13 protein-coding genes are annotated in these 22,167 nt (G+C 39.7%); 6 read left to right on the top strand and 7 right to left on the bottom strand.

Annotation, left to right across the window (positions count from 1 at the left end; all coding sequences use genetic code 11):
* Positions 1-5: 5 nt before the first annotated feature.
* Positions 6-2,228 (bottom strand): glycosyltransferase, encoded by a 2,223-nt coding sequence (locus tag V6C71_26490; protein ID HEY9772009.1) that lies wholly within the window; start codon positions 2,226-2,228, stop codon positions 6-8.
* Positions 2,229-2,745: 517 nt separating this feature from the next.
* Complete coding sequence (locus V6C71_26485) at positions 2,746-3,342, bottom strand: ACP phosphodiesterase (protein ID HEY9772008.1); 597 nt, start codon at positions 3,340-3,342, stop codon at positions 2,746-2,748.
* Between the two features lie 344 nt (positions 3,343-3,686).
* Here V6C71_26485 and V6C71_26480 point away from each other — a divergent pair, with 344 nt between their 5' ends.
* Positions 3,687-3,812 carry a hypothetical protein gene (locus V6C71_26480; protein ID HEY9772007.1) on the top strand — a complete coding sequence of 42 codons (126 nt, stop codon included), beginning with the start codon at positions 3,687-3,689 and terminating at the stop codon, positions 3,810-3,812.
* A 157-nt stretch (positions 3,813-3,969) separates the two neighbouring features.
* Here V6C71_26480 and V6C71_26475 read toward each other — a convergent pair whose 3' ends face one another.
* The 3 genes from V6C71_26475 to clpB form a co-directional block, all read right to left on the bottom strand.
* Positions 3,970-7,914, bottom strand: coding sequence for an esterase-like activity of phytase family protein (locus tag V6C71_26475; GenBank protein HEY9772006.1), 3,945 nt, complete (start codon positions 7,912-7,914; stop codon positions 3,970-3,972).
* Positions 7,915-8,031: 117 nt separating this feature from the next.
* Positions 8,032-8,214 carry a hypothetical protein gene (locus tag V6C71_26470; protein HEY9772005.1) on the bottom strand — a complete coding sequence of 61 codons (183 nt, stop codon included), beginning with the start codon at positions 8,212-8,214 and terminating at the stop codon, positions 8,032-8,034.
* Positions 8,215-8,583: 369 nt separating this feature from the next.
* Complete coding sequence (gene clpB, locus V6C71_26465; GenBank protein ID HEY9772004.1) at positions 8,584-11,202, bottom strand: ATP-dependent chaperone ClpB; 2,619 nt, start codon at positions 11,200-11,202, stop codon at positions 8,584-8,586.
* 654 nt (positions 11,203-11,856) lie between these two features.
* On the opposite strand from clpB, the gene V6C71_26460 reads away from it, so the two are divergent.
* The 4 genes from V6C71_26460 to V6C71_26445 all read left to right on the top strand — a co-directional run bounded on the left by V6C71_26460 (position 11,857) and on the right by V6C71_26445 (position 18,527).
* Positions 11,857-12,561, top strand: a complete 705-nt coding sequence (locus tag V6C71_26460; GenBank protein ID HEY9772003.1) for a response regulator — start codon at positions 11,857-11,859, stop codon at positions 12,559-12,561.
* 446 nt (positions 12,562-13,007) lie between these two features.
* Complete coding sequence (locus tag V6C71_26455) at positions 13,008-16,985, top strand: magnesium chelatase subunit H (protein HEY9772002.1); 3,978 nt, start codon at positions 13,008-13,010, stop codon at positions 16,983-16,985.
* A 320-nt stretch (positions 16,986-17,305) separates the two neighbouring features.
* Complete coding sequence (locus tag V6C71_26450; protein HEY9772001.1) at positions 17,306-17,782, top strand: hypothetical protein; 477 nt, start codon at positions 17,306-17,308, stop codon at positions 17,780-17,782.
* 151 nt (positions 17,783-17,933) lie between these two features.
* Positions 17,934-18,527: a transposase gene (locus V6C71_26445; protein ID HEY9772000.1), complete on the top strand. Its 594-nt coding sequence runs from the start codon at positions 17,934-17,936 to the stop codon at positions 18,525-18,527.
* A 49-nt stretch (positions 18,528-18,576) separates the two neighbouring features.
* On the opposite strand, the gene V6C71_26440 is transcribed toward V6C71_26445, so the two are convergent.
* Together V6C71_26440 and V6C71_26435 are read right to left on the bottom strand one after the other, a co-directional pair.
* Positions 18,577-20,004 (bottom strand): HlyD family efflux transporter periplasmic adaptor subunit, encoded by a 1,428-nt coding sequence (locus V6C71_26440; GenBank protein ID HEY9771999.1) that lies wholly within the window; start codon positions 20,002-20,004, stop codon positions 18,577-18,579.
* A 320-nt stretch (positions 20,005-20,324) separates the two neighbouring features.
* Positions 20,325-21,164 carry a methyltransferase domain-containing protein gene (locus V6C71_26435; GenBank protein HEY9771998.1) on the bottom strand — a complete coding sequence of 280 codons (840 nt, stop codon included), beginning with the start codon at positions 21,162-21,164 and terminating at the stop codon, positions 20,325-20,327.
* A 716-nt stretch (positions 21,165-21,880) separates the two neighbouring features.
* Between V6C71_26435 and V6C71_26430 the strand changes: the two genes are divergently transcribed.
* Positions 21,881-22,167, top strand: a 287-nt coding sequence (locus V6C71_26430) for a hypothetical protein (protein ID HEY9771997.1), incomplete at its 3' end; no start/stop codon positions are given.

Here is a 22,167-nt window from a genome sequence, read left to right as displayed (position 1 = left end):
CCAGCCTAATACTGTAGTTTCAATTGTCTAACCTTCTTAGCATTTAAAAACATTAATGGTCTGAGCAAAAGCTTGAACAAAATTAGTGCCGACTGAAGTTCATTAGGAGTATCGCGTTTGTGCCATTGACCAGGGCGACAATATAACATCTCAATTAGTTCGCGATGTTGCTCGATACTAACGTTTTGGAACTTCATAACTGCTCTTAAATCACCATCTTGGACGTAGCTACGGGTAATTTTACCTGAGAGGAGCAAAATTTCTGGTATAAGTTCTACTATGACGTTGGTAGCTAAATCGACTTGTCCATCTAACAAGATTTCGACTCCTTCTTCGGAAATCTTTTGAGTGCTACCCTGATAACAGGCGCGATCGCTATAAATGTTAATTTCTTTTTTGTGGTTATACCATTCATAAAAGCTTGGCTTGGGTAAATCCAATAACGTCATCATCGCTACGCTAATTGTCAGCAAATTGTAGGTACTCCAATACAAGTTTAGATTAAAACCTGTTTGGCGAATATTTAGTAAGCTAATGCTAAAGGTAACTATGGTTGCTACAAACATAATTGTCATCGGGAAAGCCAGTGACCAGTTGTAGTTAAACTTATTGTGGGCTACTCCTTTAGGCGTAACTTTAAATCCTTTACCAAAAGGACTCAAAAATACTTCAATTACCGTAATAGAGACAGGAATAGCCTGAATTAACGAATAAACGTCACTTAGCAAGATGGAGCGCGATCGCCTGTTTAACCAGGCAAATATGGTTAGTAGTAAAGCGTAATAAGGCACAAAGATATAGATAATTTCAGATGACGTAGCCAAAACAGGAGTTAACTGACCAAAAATGCAGACCATAGGCACAAGAAGAAAGAATACGCGGGGTAAACAGGTGAACCAGTGCAATAAACCTTCTAGATGTCCCAACCTTTGCCATAGGTTTAAACCTGGAATAGTCAAAGGATTAGCCCGAATAAAAAAGGCTTGTAGAGTACCTCTTGCCCACCTCAATCTTTGATCGATATGTGCGCCAATGCTTTCTGCTGCCAAACCAGCGCTGAGTTTTTCATCGAGATAAGCCAGTTCATAGCCTTTAGCCGCTAACCTAATTCCAGTGAAATAATCTTCGCTTACCGAGTCCGTCGCAAAATAACCAATCTCTTTTAACGCACTACGTCTAGCAATAAACGAAGTTCCCGCACAAACCACGCTACCTGCACCATCTTTAATCGGCTGTAAATAACGATAGAAAACTTCTTCTTCAGGAGTTAAAATTCCTTCCAATCCCAGGTTACGAGCAACAGGATCGCAATTATAAAAGCTTTGAGGAGTTTGAACCAGAGCCATTTTTTCTTGTTGAAAGAAACCAACGGTACGTTCTAAAAAGTTAGTTGTCGGGACAAAATCGGCATCGAAGACAACTACTAATTCACTATTTGTTTGTCTAAGAGCGTTGTTTAAGTTACCTGCTTTGGCATAAGAATTGTCAGAGCGAGTAATGTAATGGCAGCCTAATTCTTGAGCAAGCTGTTTGATACTTTGTCTTCTAGTGTCGTCTAGTACATAGACTTGTTTGCGGTCATAGTTTATTGCCTGACAGCCGATAATAGTTCTTTTAACTATAAAGTCAGGCTCATTGTAGGTGGGAATAAATATGTCTACGCTTGGTCTGTAGCGATTTTCTCGAACTGCAACACTGTACTTATCAGCTTCGCGATCGCGATTTTTGGCGGTAAATATCAACAACATCTGAAATGCAATTCCAATCATTGCCAGTAATTCCATGGCAAACAAAGAGATGCTGAAGATACCGTCTACTGGATTTGTGAAGTTGAGAGTAGACAGAGATCGCCATAAAAAGTAACGCACAAATAAGGCTAGTAAAATAGTCCCAATTAAACGTTGTGACCAAGCTTGAGGATCGGGGGAGACTTTCATCACCACCTGCGCTACGCAAAACAGCAACACCGTTGGTATTAATAGATAATACTGGTTGTCCAGCTGTGGGGGCATCAACCATTGAGGAGGATTTGATTGAATTAAATGTAGCTGAACAAATAATTCTGTCACTTGACTATTGCCCAACAGCCAAGAAGTTGCGATCGCGCCGAAAAAACCTAATACCGACAAAATCAGCAATGTAGGAATGCGAATGGGGAATTTTTGCCTACATTTTTGAGTATTATAGACCCCTCTTCTTTTCCCTGATGCTGGCTTAATGGTTTGCATTATTAGTTAGAGTTGTTCCACCTGTCCGAGTAGAGCCAGCTTAACAAAGGATATGTAAATTTCTCGTTAACATAAGGTTCTATTGTTGGTTTGTTGTGATATTTTTTGAAATTATTAATAATCTAAGATTTAATCAATCGAGTCATTAGTAAAAATGTAGATTTGTGCTATATAGTAAGTAAATTCTAGGAAATATATGACCAGATAATCAATTAACTAAAAGGGGTAAAGCCACCAATTATTATAAGATCGCGCTTTATCCAAGATTTTATGATCTGGTTAAATTATTGGTATAAAAAAAACTAACGTAATCAGCAAATCTAAGGTTTATACTGATAAATACTTACAGCTATCCGAGCCTTATCTTTAGCTGAATCTGCCAATATTTTGCTCTGAATTATTGTTTGTTTAAAGACCAATCTTAATCTAAATACTTAACCTGATAATCTCCTTGCTCAAGAAATCTTGGCGACTGGGAATCCAAACTGGGGCTAAAAAAAGCAAAATAATATTACTGTTAACTGACTAAATGCCAGTTATTAATATGTAATCTTAATTGGGGAAAAAATTCTTGAAAGTCTTTTTCTAATGCTAAATAGTTGAAAGTCAATTCCGCGATCGCAGGAGTCAAATCATAGTTACGCTTACTGCGTCTATTTAATCGCCAGGATATTCTAGCTAAAGTATCTTCAATTCCTGCCAAAGTACTGTATGAACCAAGCCAATCTTCGGCGATTAAACGGCGAACAACTCCTTGCGGATAAAAGGGCAAAGCTTCCAAGTAATCTGACCAAGAAGCATATACGGTAGTAGTAAATTCAGCTAAGGCTATGTCTGAATAGTCTTGCCAGTTGTTGGCTAAAACATAATCATAAAAAACATCAATTAAGATTCCAGCAAACCGACGATACTCAGAATTAATTCTGTATTTACTACGTTTAACTATTAAATGTCGATCCGTAAAAATGTCGATCGCCTGATGACATTCTATTCCCCGCTGTAATCTGGGATTTAAAGCTTGTCTTTGTTCTCCTTTGACTAAGTCCCCTAGTAAATTTCCCAAACGAGCTTCAGAATTAGATTCGGCTAATAATAAATGAGCTAGCCAGTTCATAAATAAATTGTGTCGCCATGCAAATCGATCGCGTTTGATTCAGCTTTTAGTTATACCACAAAAACCCTATAGGGGAAGGAGCTTATCCCCAACTAAGTGGGACAAGTAAACTCTGAAGTCAACCTTCAGTCTCGGCGCGCTCAGCTTTGCTGAGCGCCTTGAAATAATCAAAGCTGCGTTACTTTTGTGAGTAACCAAATCTCATCTTTATTTAGAAAAAAGAGGTATTGAGCCAGTGATTTTAATGTGCGATCGTTTTGCCAGAACTGTAGCTATAGATCCAAAAGATAATGCTATTTTTCCTCACTATGACCAAGACAAACTAACTGGCTTCACCGTTAAAAATGACAACTTTACTGGGTTCAGTAAGGGAGGAACTAAAGCATTGTGGAGATCTAACTAACAACAGAGCGATCGCCCTTTGGCGATCGCAAAAAGTGCTATTGATGCTCTGTCTTACCATCAACTAAAGAGTAATTAGAGAAGTATAAGTTGGGAACTATAGAGCTTTGTTAAATAAAAGGCTTAACATTATCCTGACAATAAATGGGTAAAGGCAATACTTCAGATTCATCAGTTCGGATATTATCCATAGCGTGTTGCCAAACTTCTTCTAATTTATCAACCCTATAAGTAGTGTGTACTAATTTCTCCAGGTGCTTGTGTAGTTAAGAAAGCCAATTGACCACCCTGAACTAAATTAGCATCTGCAATAATGCCATCTTCAAGACTGTGAGCTTGAACACCATAGATAAAACGTGTACCAGAGGCTCGATCGAATAAGTGAGAAACATCAAGAATCCCCGAAGATTCCCAATTGCCAACATCGTCTGGTTCACTATCAGTTTGACCTTCAGGCAAAGCAGAACGATCCATCTGCGCCACGCGAGTTAATTGACCTGATTCTGGAGCTAATTCCCAGATGGAACTTTCTTCGCCAGATGTGCCACCAAAGTCCTCGTCAGCAAAAGTAGCACGGTCTTCCTGAATTAAAATTTTGCCATTATCAGCCCAATCTAAGTTATCAGGACTGCGTAAACCAAAGTCAGAATCTTTAAATTGACCATTACCTGCATCGTCGCCATCATAGAGGATGTCAATCTGTCCAGTCAGAGGATCGCCTGATTGACCAAACTCCACATCAATCTTGTAAGTAGTCCCCCAGTTATCTTCTGCAAAACGTCCACCACGCCCAGTAGAAGCTAAAACTGCTTGAGTGCCATCTTCAGGATTGGTAGCTACATCTTCAGGACGAGAAAATTGGAAACCGCTAGCGTCGATAACTAACTCGTCTTGTTGAGCTTGAGTGGCAAACCCTAATTCGTCATAACCCAAGTCGTCTTGAATTTCGCCGTCATCGTTGGTATCTATAGCTGAACCAGCCAAGTCAGGACGATAATAATCCAATTCAACCCAACTACCAGCTTGACTATTACCAGTACCACTAAAGCCAGCGGGGTCTGGTGCATTGTCATCATCAACTGCTTCACCCTCTTCATCGGTAAAAGTGGGAGTATCGGCAAGATCGCCATCAGGAACCCAAGCGTAGAGTTCACCGTTAGATAGACCATTGCGTTCGAGTAAGCCAGCATCTTGGCTAGGATCTTTTTCCCCAACATACATTAATAAAGGTGCAGCCTCGCGGTCGTCTCCTACCAAGAAAGCAACTTTATCAGTCGTACCAGTATCTAATTCCGTAACATTTTCCCAAGCAGCGCGACCCATCCAGGGAACTGCATGAAGAGTATTGGTAGCAGAATCAAGAACAAATTCCGTACCGCCATCAGTTTCTTCCCCAGTGAAGAACAAACTATCTTCTAAACCACGACCATCACCAAATTGGTGCGCTGCAACATATTGTGCAGAACACGCGCGATCGATGCCTTCAAATTCTAAGTCGCTAGCTTCGTCTACTTCTTCACCAGCACGATTAAAAATCTTGTCATAAGCCAGACCACTATCTTCTAATTCCAAAGTTTCTTTATTGATATCAAAGTAACTAACTCTTGCGCCCGTTAATTCTGTACCATTAGCTAGAGTATAGGCATAACCTTCATCAGCACTAAATTCGTGGTTGGATAGTATTCTTACAGTGTCATCGTCTAAAGCAAATGCACCCAAACCATCAAGAACTCCTGGGGGAACATAATCATTAACTTCTTCACCAACGGTAAAAATAGGATCTACTTGATAACCGTTTAAACCTGTCATTTGTGCAGGTTGTTCGGTGTCGCCAGAATTGGTCAAGAATTTAGGGGTTACAGTGCTGCCTCCAAGATTAGGATCGAGATTTAAGGGGACTTCAAGGTTAATTAAAATTGCTTCGTTGTTGTCGATGTCGTCTTTTCTTCCTTGAGAAAAGGGATAGTTATTGTCGTTGGCAACCAGGATGGTGTTTTCATCGACGACGACGATGTTTTCAATCGTTTGAAAAGGGAAATCAAAAGTAGTCTTGCCATCGCCATTTAAGTCATTGGGGTCATCGATGTTTAATAAGTCAACAACTTCTTCTTTGGCGACAAAACCGTTTTCATCTACTTGGGAAATATCGATTTTGAAGATCTTTTTGAATTGTGCTTCTTCCCCTTGGTTATTATCCCGTTCGATGACTAAAAATTCATGGTCGTTGATAGGGGTAAAGTCACCAATGGGATTACCATCGGTGGTGGGATAGTAACCAACTAAACCAGCGTAGGACGCTGACTCGACATCGAATTCATAGATGCGTAGGGCATTTTCACGATCGCCAGCTACTGTTCCTTCTAGTAGAGGATAGATAGTCTTGCGGTCAGGACTAAACGCCATGCCTTCAAAACCTTGCGATCGCTCTAAATTAGGTAAGCCATCTCCTAGATCGGGGTTTTGAGGAGACTGAACAAACTCCCCAGTAACCGAATCGACTACCGCCACACCAGTGGCAGGAAAATCTGTAAAAAATCCATCGACACCTATTTCAATTAATTGCTGAATTTCGCCCTCTGGAGTTTGAGGAGTTCCATCTACTTCTAAAGTTAAGAAACGTTCTTCGTTACGATGGGTATAAGGGTGAACCTGTAAACCAGCAGCGTGAGCATCATCAATAAAAGATGTTACTTCTCCTGTTAACTGGGTGGTAATTTCAGCATTACCGTCACCATCTCCGTCTACTGGTTCGTCAAGAGATTCGCGGAGTAAAATATTGTTTTTCCAAGGCCCAGCACCTTCTGCATATTTATCACTAATAATTTGCAGAAATTCTGCACTATCCAAATCGCGGTAGGTAATGTTCTCAGATAAACCGTTTTCTACCCCATCGACAAAATCTTGACCGTAGATTGCAGCCAAGTCATTACCTTGTTCAAGGTTATAACGAAGGTCGTAGGGTACGGAAAAAACATCATCAGGACTGGCATCTTTGGTGGCGTCACCGTAAAGCTGAACCAGAGGAATATCTCCTAACCCCTCACCATCTAACATTCCTTGGAGTTCAATTAAATTTTGGAACTCAAAAGATTGAATAAAGATGCGGTTAGGGTCGGTAAATCCTGTTGCTTGGAGAGTTTCAATTAAGGGTTCTTCTAAAGATAAACCCTGTTGAGCGAAAAAGGTAGGATGTTTGGTTTCTGGATAAATGCCAACTTTAATTCCTGTTTCGGCTTCAGTCTCTTGGACTAGCTGAATAACTTCCTCAAAGGTAGGAATCTCAAAAGCACCATTAAACTCTTGGGAACGAAACTCCTGGGATTGAACGGCTCTTAATTGTTTAATTTCTACTAAAGTAAAATCTTCGGCAAAGTAGCCTGTTACTTCTTCTCCATCGAGGATTTTGGTAGACATTCTGTCTTCACCAAACACCTCGGCAACATTAGTGGTGTCATCTAATAAAGGCTCATGACGAACAATTAAAACCTCATCTTTAGTAGTTACTAAATCAGGTTCAATAAAATCTGCACCTTGGGCGATCGCAACTTTGTATGCTTCTAATGTATGTTCTGGTAATAAGCCACTCGCGCCACGATGTCCAATAACTAGTGGGTCTTGACCATTAAGAGTATCTAAATTAGTAACATTAGGAGTTGCAATGGGTGCTTCAAGTAATTTTCCTTCAGAATCGAAGTGCAATAAGTAAGGACCAAATTCATCCCCACTCCAAATATCACCATTTTCGTCAATTACAAAAGATTCGACATCAAAGTCTCCCCCTGTAAGTAGACGATCTTCGCTATCTTCGTTAACAATATCAAAAGGAATTAAGTTCTCGGAGTCCCAAAGCTGAATGAAATTCTCTATGGCTACATTTCCGTCACCGTTTTCCACTCCCATAAAGTTGGGATCTACTTGATATATGCGTAATAAATAATCCGTACTATTTTCTTGTGTACCAAAGCCATTATCAGACAAAAACCAAAATGCCCCTGTATTATCTGGAGCAAACTGTACCCCACTAAAACCCTGGACTGGTTGTCCGTCAAACGGACCTGTTCGTCCATTGGCATCTATAGGATTACCTTCACCGTCATTGCCCCCCGCAGGAATGCCTTCAGCCAAAGTATCTGCTGGTAAAGAGGCAAAACCAACTAGTTGGTTAGTCATGTTTTAATTTTTCTGCTTTAATGAAAACATTGCGCTAGAAGTAATCTGGTAAGAAAACTTCTAATTACTATTTCCTAATTACTTGTAGGATTTCACACTCGTATTAAGACTAGGTAATCAATGATTTAATATTGTGGGGTCGTAGGAGTTATCGTAACTCAAGCTAGTTTTGCTGTTAGTATCTTCAATACTGAGTAAATACTGACCAGTAGAATCATAGTTGTAATTACTAATTTGTCTTTGGTCTGTTATAGTGCCAATGCGACCTTGAGTATTGTAAGCAAAATCAAAACATATCATCGTTACTAGCAGAAAGCTTAATTAGTAGGTAGCTAGCAGCCAGACGATAATCATTGCTATCTTCGATCTAGTTTAATTGACCGGCAAATCTCTTATTAGATTTGAGTGCATAACATCTTTTCCCTTTGAAACTATAACCATAACCATAGGGATAAGCGTCAAAGAATTGACAATAAAAAAGGCAGGTCAGGATCCCCGCCGCTTGCACCGCATAGTTTGGTGTAAAACGACGGGGCCTTCTTACGAAGTTTGCTCAACGGAGGAAACCTCCGCAACGCAACTTCGCGCTGCCCTGACCGTTGGTCAAAACGCAACCTACCTTAGCAATTTACTCTGCGACAAGGCAATGTCTTGCCCCTTCTTGTCTATTTATTTAGTCAACATCTCGGCTGACAATTTTTTAAACACCAGTCTTTCCCCTTCGACATCAACAAAGATAGTATCCCCGCCGTGATATTCTCCCCGCAGAATCGATTTGGCGATCGCTGTTTCTAAATAACGAGAAATCGCTCGTTTTAATGGTCTAGCACCATATACTGGGTCATAGCCCAAATCAGCCAAGTAGTCTAAACCAGCATCAGATATTTTAAAGGCTAGTTTTTGGTCTGACAAACGTTGTTCTAAACCGCGAATCTGTAATTGAACGATCTGGCGTAACTGTTCTTTGGCTAAGGCGTGGAAGATAATTATCTCGTCAATACGATTCAGGAATTCAGGACGGAAGCTATCTCGCATTGCAGCCATAACCCGCGAGCGCATTTCTTCGTATTGGCTATCATCACCTGAGACATCTAAGATGTACTGCGAACCAATATTACTGGTCATGATAATAATGGTATTAGTGAAGTCCACAGTACGACCCTGAGAATCTGTCAGTCTGCCATCATCTAAAATTTGTAGCATCAAATTGAAGACATCAGGATGCGCTTTTTCAATTTCGTCAAATAAAATCACCGAATAGGGACGACGGCGAATTGCCTCGGTTAATTGTCCCCCTTCGTCGTAACCAACATATCCTGGAGGCGCACCCACCAAACGGGATACAGAATGTTTCTCCATATATTCCGACATATCGATGCGTACGATCGCTTCTTGAGTATCAAACAGACTTTGCGCCAAAGCTTTAGCTAATTCGGTTTTACCAACTCCAGTTGGACCTAGGAAGATAAAACTAGCGGTAGGACGATTGGGATCTGATAGTCCAGCGCGCGATCGCTGAATTGAATCCGCTACGGCAGTTACAGCCTCTTCTTGTCCAATGACTCGCTCATGTAATTCCGACTCTAAATTAAGCAGCTTGGATTTTTCCGACTCAATTAATTTTCTCAGAGGAATCCCCGTCCACTTGGCGATAATCTCGGCAATATCCGACTCTAAAACTTCTTCTCGTAACAGAGATTTACCTGTGGTTTGCCTTTGCGCTAGTTTTTGCTCGATTTCGACAACTTGTTCCTGAAGTTTGGGCAATTTACCATGACGTAATTCCGCAGCACGGTTGAGATCGTAAGCTCGTTCTGCCTGTTCAATTTCCAGGTTAACTGCGTTTATTTGTTCTTTAAAATCACGAATTTGGTCAATTACTTCTTTTTCCGACTGCCATTGAGCGTTTATTTCTGATTGCTCTTCTTTTAGGTCTGCCAGTTCTTTTTCCAGCTTTTCTAATCTTTCTTTAGAGATCGGATCATTTTCTTTCTCTAAAGACAGTCTTTCCATTTCTAACTGAAGAATTTTGCGATCGACTTCATCTAACTCTTCAGGCTTAGAAGTAATCTCCATTTTTAGTTTGGCTGCTGCTTCATCCACTAGGTCGATCGCCTTATCGGGTAAAAAGCGATCGCTTATATAGCGATTAGACAAAGTTGCCGCGGCAACCAAGGCTGTATCTGTAATCGATACTCCGTGATGTCCTTCGTAACGCTCTTTTAATCCTCGCAGAATCGAGATAGTATCGACCACGTTGGGTTCACCAACTAGTACTGACTGAAAACGCCTTTCTAAAGCTGCGTCTTTCTCAATATACTTGCGATATTCATCAAGAGTGGTTGCGCCAATACAGCGTAGTTCACCCCGCGCTAACATCGGCTTGAGTAAATTTCCTGCGTCCATCGAACCCTGGGCAGCGCCAGCACCAACAACTGTATGGATTTCATCGACGAACATGATGACATTACCTTGAGACTCGGTAACTTCTTTTAGTACCGCTTTAAGACGTTCTTCAAACTCCCCTCTTAGCTTCGCACCAGCAATCAAAGCACCCATGTCAAGAGCGACTACAGTGCGATCGCGTAAGGATTCAGGTACGTCACGGTTAATAATTCGTTGAGCTAATCCTTCGACAATAGCTGTTTTACCTACACCTGGTTCACCAATCAATACGGGGTTATTTTTGGTACGGCGGGATAAGATTTGAATAGTACGGCGGATTTCTTCATCTCGACCAATTACTGGATCTAGTTTACCTTCTCTTGCCAGTTGAGTTAGCTCTCGACCATATTTTTCCAGTGCCTGATACTTCCCTTCAGGGTTTTGATCCGTTACTTTTTGGTTTCCACGCACCTGTTTTATAATGTCCTTTAGTTTGTTTTGGTTTAAACCAACGTCTTGTAGTAGTTTACGTCCAAAGCGATCGTCTTGAGCGAAGCCTAATACGAGATGCTCAATGGAAATATAGTCATCGCCAAATTCGCTGCGATATTGTTCGGCACGATCTAATAGACTATCTAAACTACGTCCCAAAAAAACGCTGCCGTTAGAATTACTAACTTTCGGTTGACTATTAATAAATCGATCGACTCGATCGCGCAGCAACTGTACACTAACATCAGCTTTATTAAAAATGCTGCTGGCTAATCCTTCTTCTGCAATCAAGGATTTGAATAAATGTTCTGTCTCAACCTGTTGCTGTTGGTTTTGTTTAGCGATATCTTGAACATTGGCGATCGCTTGCCACGCTTTTTCCGTGAACTTTTGGGGGTTGTTTGGTTGCATATTTTCTTCTCGCTTAACTGGGGTATAAAAAACTTGTTGTAATAATTTGATTTATTGTTTACTAATATTGATTTAATTCAGCCATAATTTGGACATTGCTGAGAGTAATCGTCCCTTTACATCAATAAGACAAAATTTGTTTCGCTTTCTTGATTGATTTAATAGTAATTGTAGCGACAACAGAACTAGCTAGTTAGGTAGGATACCCCAACCACTCAATTCTGGTTTCCCCAATTTTTGATAGCTTTAGTCTGGAAATGCTTTGCGGTTGTCAAGCCAGCTTAAAATTAACGAATATCTAGATTAATTAATTGAATTGATGTCAGCTAAATAACAATAACCTAGTTAGGCGATCGCTTACCAAGTCTTTTCACTAAATTTTTGCGTATTGTTTGGTTACATATTTTCTAGCTGTACTGATTAATAAAAACTATTATTTATTAATGCGCTCAATTAAATTAAATTTATGCTCATATCTTAAAAGCTTAGCCAGTCAATCCATTGATTTGTTTATAGCGATCGAGATATTATTAAATGAATATTGAATTCATCGTTAACTAAATAAAAGACATTTTTCAGACACTTGTAGAACATTTGTCAGACATTTTTTAGATCCAAAAATGTTGTCCTTGGCAAGTAATATTTTAGCTAATCATGATTACTTTAGTAGTAGCGAATGCTCAACAATGTATGATTAAAAATCTGGCATTGTACTTTGATCGCGTACCAGATATATCTTTAATCTCTTATGCCTACAATGGCATTGAAGCAATTAAATTAGTCGAAGAACATCAGCCCAACGTAATCTTAATGGAGCTTGAAATGCCTGTGATGAATGGCATTGAAGCCTCAATGATTATTACTCACCGTTTTCCTTATACCAAGATTGTCTTACTAACTAATCAGGATAATAGACAGATATTAAGTCTTGCTCTAGAAGCAGGCGCAAAAAGCTTAATTTTTAAGAATACAAGACCGCAAGATATGGAGCAAATTATTCGTTTAGTGATCCAAGGTTTCTATCAATTTGGACCAATATTAGGCGAAGATAATCGAAGAAAGTCTCTTGCAATCTTAGCAAATAATGATGCTAGCAAAATTCTTAATGGCATCAATGAGATAAAGCAAAATATTGCTTTAAATCAAGAAACAATGGCGAAGATAAATAAACAGAGAGAAAGCAGTAATACTAATTACAGTCCGCTGAAAAACCTAGTATTTAATAGAGATAATTATCGTCGCAGATATTTAATCGATTTAGCTCAATTAGGAAACGATTCTTTCTTTATTACTGGTTTTATTATGGGCGTATTCTGTTGTGCGATCGTGTTTTACATTTTATCTGGTTTTTCAAATTAGATATTTGCCCAAAATAGCTCTAAATTTAATCAGCTTAAAATTAGCAAAAAATTATCAAACAAATGATTATAATCGTTCATCAAAACGGTTAAGAAAAATACCGCCGATCATCGCATTAGTCTGACTCAGTATTTAAAATGCCACATTTAAAATGCTACAAGTAATTGTGGCCAAACTAAATAATATTTTTTGCTAATGATATTTTTATTTCATTAAGTATTGTAAATAAATTTTCAAGTGTACACTAGCGAAATTTGTTAAACTTTGTTACGTAATATTTCATTATTGTTATCGAATTGTGTCAAATCACGCTTGAGTCAGATTTTCAGCAGCGTTTTTTGATAAAAATACTTTACATACATTAGCTTATTGTTTGAGCAAGTAAAGAGCGAGCTTGCTTTAAATACCCCGTTAAAATCGCCATTTGTAAAGGAGAATCTAATTATATGTTCACCCAGGTTAAGTCCACCGTTCGTCACGTTAAGCCAGATACCGTTAACGGACGCGATCTACTTAGGGTGGTCTATGTCGTGCTAGAGCCTCAGTATCAAAGCACCCTGACTGAAGCAGCTAGATCGATTAATAGTAATAATCCCCATTTAGCCATCGAATTAAATGGCTACTTGATTGAAGAATTAAGAAATGAAGAAAACTACAGCAACTTCAAAAACGACGTTGCCCAAGCCAATATTTTTATTGCCTCTTTGATCTTTGTCGAAGATCTAGCTCAAAAAGTCGTAGAGGCGGTTCAACCTCATCGCGATAATTTAAATGCAGCGGTAGTTTTTCCCTCGATGCCAGAAGTGATGCGTCTCAATAAAATGGGTAGCTTTTCTATGGCACAGTTAGGACAGTCCAAAAGTGCGATCGCCCAATTTATGCGCAAGCGTAAAGAAAAGTCTGGAAGTTCTTTCCAAGATGCGATGCTCAAGCTATTACGGACTCTGCCCAAAGTATTAAAATATCTACCCGTAGAAAAGGCACAGGATGCCCGCAACTTTATGCTGAGTTTTCAGTATTGGTTGGGTGGTAATGCCGATAATCTAGAGAATTTCTTATTAATGCTGTCGGATAAATACGTTTATCCAAACAAACAAAACAGCGAGGTTAATTATGCAGAACCGATCGTTTATCCAGACATGGGTATTTGGCATCCTCTATCGCCCAAAATGTTCGAGGATATTCAAGAATATTTAGATTGGTTCAACAGCCGTTTAGATATTGCTGACGATCTTAAAGATCCCCTAGCACCCTGTGTGGGTCTCGTATTACAACGTACTCACTTAGTTACCCAGGATAATGCTCATTATGTGGCAATGGTGCAAGAGCTAGAATGTATGGGTGCAAGAGTTATCCCCGTCTTTGCTGGGGGATTAGACTTCTCTAAACCCGTAAATGCTTATTTTTGGCAAGAGAAACAAAATCAAGCCATAGTTGATGTGGTAGTTTCCCTAACAGGTTTTGCTCTAGTTGGTGGCCCTGCCAGACAAGATCATCCCAAAGCGATCGAGTCTTTAAAACGCCTTAACCGTCCCTACATGGTGGCGTTGCCTCTAGTGTTCCAAACTACTGAAGAGTGGGAAGAGAGTGAACTAGGCTTACACCCCATTCAGGTAGCCTTACAAATTGCTATTCCCGAACTTGACGGCGCGATCGAGCCAATTATCGCCTCTGGTAGAGATGGTGCAACGGGTAGATCGATCGCCCTTCAGGATCGAGTAGAAGCGATCGCCAGACGAGCGATGAAGTGGGGTAGCTTACGTAAAAAGCCCAAGCTAGACAAAAAAGTAGCGATTACTGTCTTTAGTTTTCCCCCCGATAAAGGCAACGTGGGTACTGCCGCCTATCTAGACGTATTTGGCTCAATCTACCAAGCCATGAAAAGCTTAAGAGATAACGGCTACGATATCCAAGACTTGCCCAACTCTCCCAAAGAATTAATGGAGGCGGTAATTCATGATGCTCAAGCACAGTATGCTTCCCCCGAACTCAATATTGCCCATCGGATGTCAGTAGAACAGTACGAACGTCTGACACCCTATTCTGTGAAGTTAGAAGAAAACTGGGGTCCACCTCCAGGACATCTAAATAGCGACGGCAAAAACCTGTTGATCTACGGTAAGGAATTTGGTAACGTCTTCATTGGCGTACAGCCTACCTTTGGTTACGAAGGCGACCCCATGCGCTTGTTGTTCTCTCGTTCGGCGAGTCCGCATCATGGTTTTGCTGCTTATTACACTTATTTAGAACAAATCTGGAAAGCCGATGCAGTACTGCACTTTGGTACTCATGGTTCACTAGAATTTATGCCAGGCAAACAAATGGGTATGTCTGGGGACTGTTATCCCGACAGCTTAATTGGTAGTATTCCCAACATATATTACTACGCAGCCAACAACCCTTCTGAAGCCACTATCGCTAAACGCCGTAGTTACGCCTCTACTATTTCTTACCTAACTCCTCCTGCTGAAAACGCTGGACTGTATAAAGGTTTAAAAGAACTAGGCGAATTAATTGGTTCTTACCAAAGCCTCAAAGATGGCGGACGGGGTATTCAAATTGTCGATACGGTGATGGATCAGGCGCGGATCGTCAATCTCGATCAAGATATTGATTTTCCCGATCGCTCTGCCAAAGAAATGACTCAAGATGAACGAGATACGATCATTGGTTTGGTATATAAAAAACTGATGGAAATTGAGTCTCGTCTACTTCCCTGTGGTCTGCACGTCATCGGTAAACCGCCTACTGCTGAAGAAGCGATCGCCACTTTAGTCAGTATTTCTAACCTTGACCGTGAAGAAGAAGGCATTATTTCTTTACCTCGTATCCTTGCTAACAGCATTGGCAGAGATATTGATGAAATTTATGCTAACAATGACCGAGGTGTTTTAGCAGATGTTCAACTTTTCCAAGACATTACTCAAGCAACTCGTGCTGCGGTATCGGCTTTAGTTCGGGCTCAAATCGACGCAGATGGTAGAGTGTCTATGGTGTCTAAACTTAACTTTCTCAATATTGGCAAAAAAGAGCCTTGGATTGAAGCTTTGAGCGAACATGGCTACAACAAAACTGACAATGAATCACTCAAACCCTTAGTAGAATACCTTGAGTTCTGTTTAGAACAGATATGTGCCGATAACGAACTTGGTGGCTTGCTTCAAGCCTTGGAAGGAGAGTATGTCTTGCCTGGTCCTGGTGGAGATCCGATTCGTAACCCTAATGTACTACCTACTGGCAAAAACATTCACGCTTTAGATCCTCAGTCTATTCCTACTCTGGCTGCGGTCAAATCAGCCAAAATTGTCGTAGATCGTTTAATCGCTCGCCAGAAGCTAGATAACGGCGGGAACTATCCCGAAAGTATCGCTTGTGTACTCTGGGGAACAGATAATATCAAGACCTACGGTGAATCTTTAGCGCAAATCATGTGGATGATTGGTGTACGTCCTGTACCAGATGCTTTAGGTCGAGTTAACAAACTAGAACTGATTTCTTTAGAAGAATTAGGTCGCCCTCGGCTTGACGTAGTAGTTAACTGTTCTGGTGTATTTCGTGACCTGTTCATCAACCAAATGAACTTATTAGATCGCGGTGTAAAAATGGCAGCCGAAGCCGACGAACCTATCGAAATGAACTTTGTGCGCAAACACGCCTTAGAACAAGCAGCAGAAATGGGTATCAACGTGCGTCAAGCTGCGACTCGTATTTTCTCCAACGCTTCTGGTTCATATTCTTCTAACATCAACCTCGCAGTAGAAAACAGCAGTTGGGAAGAGGAAAAAGAACTACAGGATATGTATCTTAACCGTAAATCTTTTGCCTTTAATTCCGACAACCCAGGGGTAATGGATGAAAATCGTGGCTTGTTTGAGTCTTCTTTGAAGAAAGCCGATGTTACTTTCCAAAACCTAGATTCATCTGAGATTAGTCTGACTGACGTATCTCATTACTTCGATTCTGACCCCACTAAAATTGTGTCTAGTCTGCGGGATGACGGTAGAAAACCTACTGCCTATATCGCTGACACCACTACTGCTAACGCTCAAGTCCGTACCCTTTCAGAGACTGTCCGTTTGGATGCTCGTACTAAGCTACTTAATCCCAAATGGTATGAAGGTATGCTAAGTCATGGTTACGAAGGTGTCCGTGAACTTTCTAAGCGTTTAGTCAACACTATGGGTTGGTCAGCCACAGCTGATGCGGTAGATAACTGGGTATACGAAGATGTAAATACTACCTTTATTGATGACCCCCAAATGTGCCAACGTTTGATGGATATGAATCCTAATTCTTTCCGTAAGATTGTCGGGACTCTATTGGAAGTCAATGGTCGTGGTTACTGGGAAACAGACGAAGAAAACCTCGACAGACTGAGGGAACTCTATCAAGAAGTCGAAGATAAGATTGAAGGTATTGATTAATAGTTAATTCAACCTTTAAAACTCAGATTAAGAGATGTGGTAATTCACATCTCTTTTTTTATTGGTGAATAACTTAAGCATTATTTCGTGAGTCAAGTCACACATATACTATTTTTTCAAAATTATATTAAATAATAATTAATGATTTTAGTAGAAAATAATCAATGGCAAAAACTAATGATGGAAAGAAAAAGGTCTATGTTAAGCCACATACAAAAAATGTGAACTGTAAAAAAACGGACGTAAAAAGGCACTATCGCTCTACACCCAATAAATAATTTAAATCGTTTTGATAAAAAAATTATTAAGGTAACTCAGTCATGGATATAAATTGCATTGTCAAAGATGGTGATTATTTACTTAAAAATAATCTTTTAGATCCTCAAAGTCGAGCTTTTTTAAAAAGATATGCAGAAGCTAAAGCAATCGAATTACCTGCAATCAGTGATTACAATCGTAATTTGGCAAAAACTAAAACGCAAGATGATGTTAAAAATAATAAAGCTGCAATATTTGCTGTGGGAATATTTTTGATAACAATTTCCCTGATTCTTTCGTTTATGGCTTCTTCGATAGAAATTCCCAATCTTAAGAAAAAGCTCTATACTGCCAGTACCCCAAGTTTATTACTAGGTGCTGTTCTTACTTTTTCCCCTCTAGTATTAAAGTCTAAGTATGACAACAGTAAAGATGCAGCTATAGCCAGAGAAGCCAAAAAGCAAAATGAGCTAAACGCTAAACAATTTTATGGTAATTGCATTTTTTCTTTGCAAAAAGAATACGAAAAACATAAATAAAATATGAAATTTTAGAACGAGTGGGAATATTATGTTTGGAAGGCGCGATCGCATTGGTTACAGTCAGGCGATCGCTTTCAGATAGTAGAAAAATGTTTAATATAATCTAATAATCTGGGTAATTTAATAATGTAACCCGTAGGGACGTTCCATGGAACGTCCCTACGGTATTTGTGGACAAACTATCATGACCTTAAATGGAAAATTTGGTCGTAAATACACCAGATTAAAAAACTATAATTATGCTGCCAATGGATATTATTTTGTAACCATTTGCACCTTTGAAAAACAAGGTTTTTTCGGCAATATAACCCATGGCAAAATGCAATTATCCACTGTAGGAAAAATTGCCCAACAATATTGGTCGGAAATACCCCAACATTCAAAACATACGTATTTGGATGAATTTATAATTATGCCCAATCACGTCCACGGCATAATTATCATTGATAATCCAGATAATTCCCGGAGGGTCGTTCCATGGAACGACCCTCCTGATGTTGAACGGGATCTGTCACAAACAATGTCCAAATTATCGCCGAAATCAGGCACATTGAGCGTAATTATCCGTTCCTATAAATCATCAGTCACACGATGGTGTCGCCAAAATGGTGATATTGTTTTCCAATGGCAATCTAGATTTTACGAAAATATCATTCGGGATGAAAAATCCTTAAACAATATCCGTCGATACATTATTAATAATCCTGCAAAATGGACAAAAGATAAGAATTATGTAAATTAAAAAGTGCGATCGCCATACTTAATAACCTAGAAAATAAAATGAACCGAAATTAATTTTCTTCACGTCTTCTGCTTTCCTCTGGCAAATCGATAAACACTTTTTGATTAGCATCAATTCCTTCAAGGATTTGAGTTTGATCGCCTACATATAAGCCAATCTTGACGGGCTGAAACTGTGGTTGATTATTTTCATCGGGTATCATCACTCCCTGCTCACCATTTTCCGTAAAGATTGCCACAGTAGGAACGACTAAACTATCGCTTAATTGTTTGCCGATAAAGGTAACATCGGCGTTCATCTTGGAGCGTAATAGATTTTGACCAGTAAGCAATTTAATTCGTACCTCAAAAGAAGTAACGTTCTCTTCAATAATTGCTTCAGGAGCAATCCGCGTAATTTCTCCTGTAAATTCACGATCTGGATAAGCATCAGCAACAATCTTTACTTTTTGCCCTGGCTGTAGTTGTCCGATATCTAATTCTGTAACTTTAGCAACAACTTCCAATCCTTGAGCCAACGCCAAGATAGAAGTAGCTGAAGCCGATGCGGTGCTAGAACCTGAAGTACTCGGTGCCACAAAAGAGCCTTCGACAGCATATCTTTGAGTCACAATGCCATCGAAGGGAGCTTGGACAATGCTATCGTTATATTGAATTTCGGCTTGCTCCAGGGATACTTCTGCTTTCTCTAATGAGGCTTCTAACGCTGCAATCTCATCGGGTGCAGTTGTCTGCTTTTGCTCTAGGGCAATTCTAGCCTCGTTTATTTCTGCCTCAATTTGTTCTACTTCTGCGCCGCCAGTGTTTTGAATCTGTTGTAGTCGTTGACGTAGCTCATTGATACTAGACTGAGCGTTTTGATAATCGTTACTAATTTCATCAAAGGCATCTTGCGTAATTGCCCCCTGCTGTAGCAGATATTTGTTACGTTTAATTCTTTCCTGCACCAATCTTAACTGAGATTCAGCAGCGCTAATTTGTGCTTTAGTTTGATCGATGTCCCTAGGAATTCTATTTTGAACCTGATCTAACTTAGCTTCTAATTGCCTTAATCTAGCCTGAGACTGAGCAACCTCAGCATTAATTGTCGCTTTACCTTCGGCAAAACTGGCGCGGTTTTGTTTTAAATCTGCTGTTGCCTGAGAGGTTTGGGTAGACAGTTCGGCATTTTCCATAATAGCTAAGGTTTGTCCTGCTTTTACGCGATCGCCTTGTTCCACGAGTAACTTAACTAACCGCGCTGGTTCTTTGGGACTAACGTTAACGCTTTTGACTGGCTCTATCCTACCGCTGGCTTCGATCTCGGCATTAAGATCTTCTTTTTCAACTGGTACGGTTAATGCTTCTATATCTACTTCGGATCTCGATCCCTTGACAACTGTATAGGTAGCAAACCCGATTAAAGCTAAACATAATGCTAATAGTCCTGTAACCAAGACAGAATTACGCTTGGACTGACGATTTATCGATAATTTCATGTATATATAATGTATCTGTATTTCCTAACCTAAACGTGCGGGCTGACTATCTAGTTATCGATCAACAAGGTAGTGCAAATAATAATTAACCAGAGAATTGCTGCTTGAGTAAGTCAGATATCGAACTAAATGAACTAAATATTTGATTACCGATCCCCTCTAACTTTATGGTAGCGTTGTTGATTCTTAAAAAGCTCTACATCCTTAGAAAGATGAACGTTAATCATCTTTTTGACGATCTGTGACAGCAGAGAAGCAAAGTAATTTTGAGTTACCCAATTTACCCCTATTTTCTATAGTTCCCCAAAAAATTTTTATGTTTAGCTTTTATAAGCTATTTGCAATAGAGAAAGATAGGAAAGTTCTAAATCATTGCCGTAATTAAGCTCCAGCACGCGTTTTAATTCAGCCAACAAAAGATGCCGCTGTTTCGATTCAAGGCTGATATATGGGGAGAGTGTACTAAGTAAACCTAGATAATCATTGATCGAGTAAGTCACCCTGCTAATTAATTGTTCAGAAGTTAAATTTCTCAAATAGCCAGAATTGATTACCTCTTCACCTATTTTTGCCAAATGTTTCGCCGAGTCTTGATGTTCTTCGTATATAGCTAAATTTGGCGCGTAATTTTGATATACCTCCACCAGACTTTGAAATACCTCGTAACTAGTTTGAGGCGGAGTATTCCACAGCAAAATTAATAAGCCGTTATCTTTTAAGGCTGCTGCGGCTTTAGCAGTCCTAACCTCTGGTGCTACCCAATGAAAAGAGGTGGCGGCAACAACTGCATCAAATTTTAGTTCGGCTATGTCCCATTCCTCAAAGGTAGTGGCGATAAACTCAACGTTAGGATAAGCAGCGCATTTAAGTCGAGCCAATTCACAAGCAGAAGAACTAGGTTCAAGACAGACTATTTTCGCGCCTGACTTAGCTAATTCAATACTAGCAACACCTGGCCCCGCACCGATTTCTAAAACTGTTTTACCTGGCTGTAACTGAGCTGTTTCTTGCATCCGAGCCAGAATTTTGGCAGGATATCTTGGTCTGGTGCGATCGTAAGCATCGGCAACGGAACTATACCAGCTACTTCGATCTGCGCAACGGTAAATATTTTTCCAAAAGCTTGATATTCCTGCATCCCAGGCTTGGCGATCGCTCATTAACTTGTTATTTAAGATAATTTTACAAAAGTTAACATATTTTGCTATACTGCATTACATAAGTTAACAAAAGGCTTTTCCTTTAGTTTACTGGATATTAATTCTCAGTGGCGTTAACTTATGGCAATAGTTTTAGATGTAATCAACAGCTTATATATTTAGTTTTTATATCGAATTACTAGATTATTTTTCGTCGATAGTAGCGTCTAGAGCAAACAATCTTCTCATAGTCAACCTCAGTCTGGTAGCTGAGGTTTTTTTATTAGTATTTAACCTTAGTTCGGGTTAAGCAGATTTATTAGTTGGGCTAGTTATCAGCTATCAAGAGATTTATGAGTGTCGTTATTCAGAATACCTTCAGTATTTACGTTGATATAGTCCTTACCTTTTAACGGCTGAGCTAACTATGAAGATTAAATCCTTATAGCCAGAGATTTAATGCAGCTTGAGCAATTAGTTTGACGATAATAGTTGTTTCAAGATGGAACAATTTCGACACAATCACTATAGCTGCAAATCCTCGTTCGCCATCTCAGCGATGGCGAAATTTGTCTTACTGGCGATAAAAGTATTCGGTTTCTCATTATTCTGCACCAAGGCAATCTCGAAAGTATTTTTACTAGTCCTAACTCCCAATTGCATATTTTGTTTTCTTCAAACCTATAAGTTAGTCAACAAAACAAATAAACAAATTAAATCTTTTAAAGCTTTAGATTATGACTAACTATAACGATTATTCAGTAGGCACAACAGGTAACGATTCTCTCTCTAGTGACAGTGGAACCGATGCTCTTATCGGTGACTTGGGTAACGATTCCCTCGACGGGTTGGAAGGTTCTGACTTGCTCAAAGGCAATGCCGGTGATGACCAACTTTGGGGCTACAGTGGTGATGATATTTTGGTAGGCGGAGCCGGAAGCGATAAACTTTATGGCGAAGCAGGAAACGATCTTTTAGTTGGTATTGAAAACGATATCGTCAGCGATGGTTACAATGAGTTCGA

It is taken from the genome of Coleofasciculaceae cyanobacterium (assembly GCA_036703275.1).
Classification (GTDB): domain Bacteria; phylum Cyanobacteriota; class Cyanobacteriia; order Cyanobacteriales; family Xenococcaceae; genus Waterburya.
This window is presented reverse-complemented; position numbering and strand designations above follow the sequence as displayed.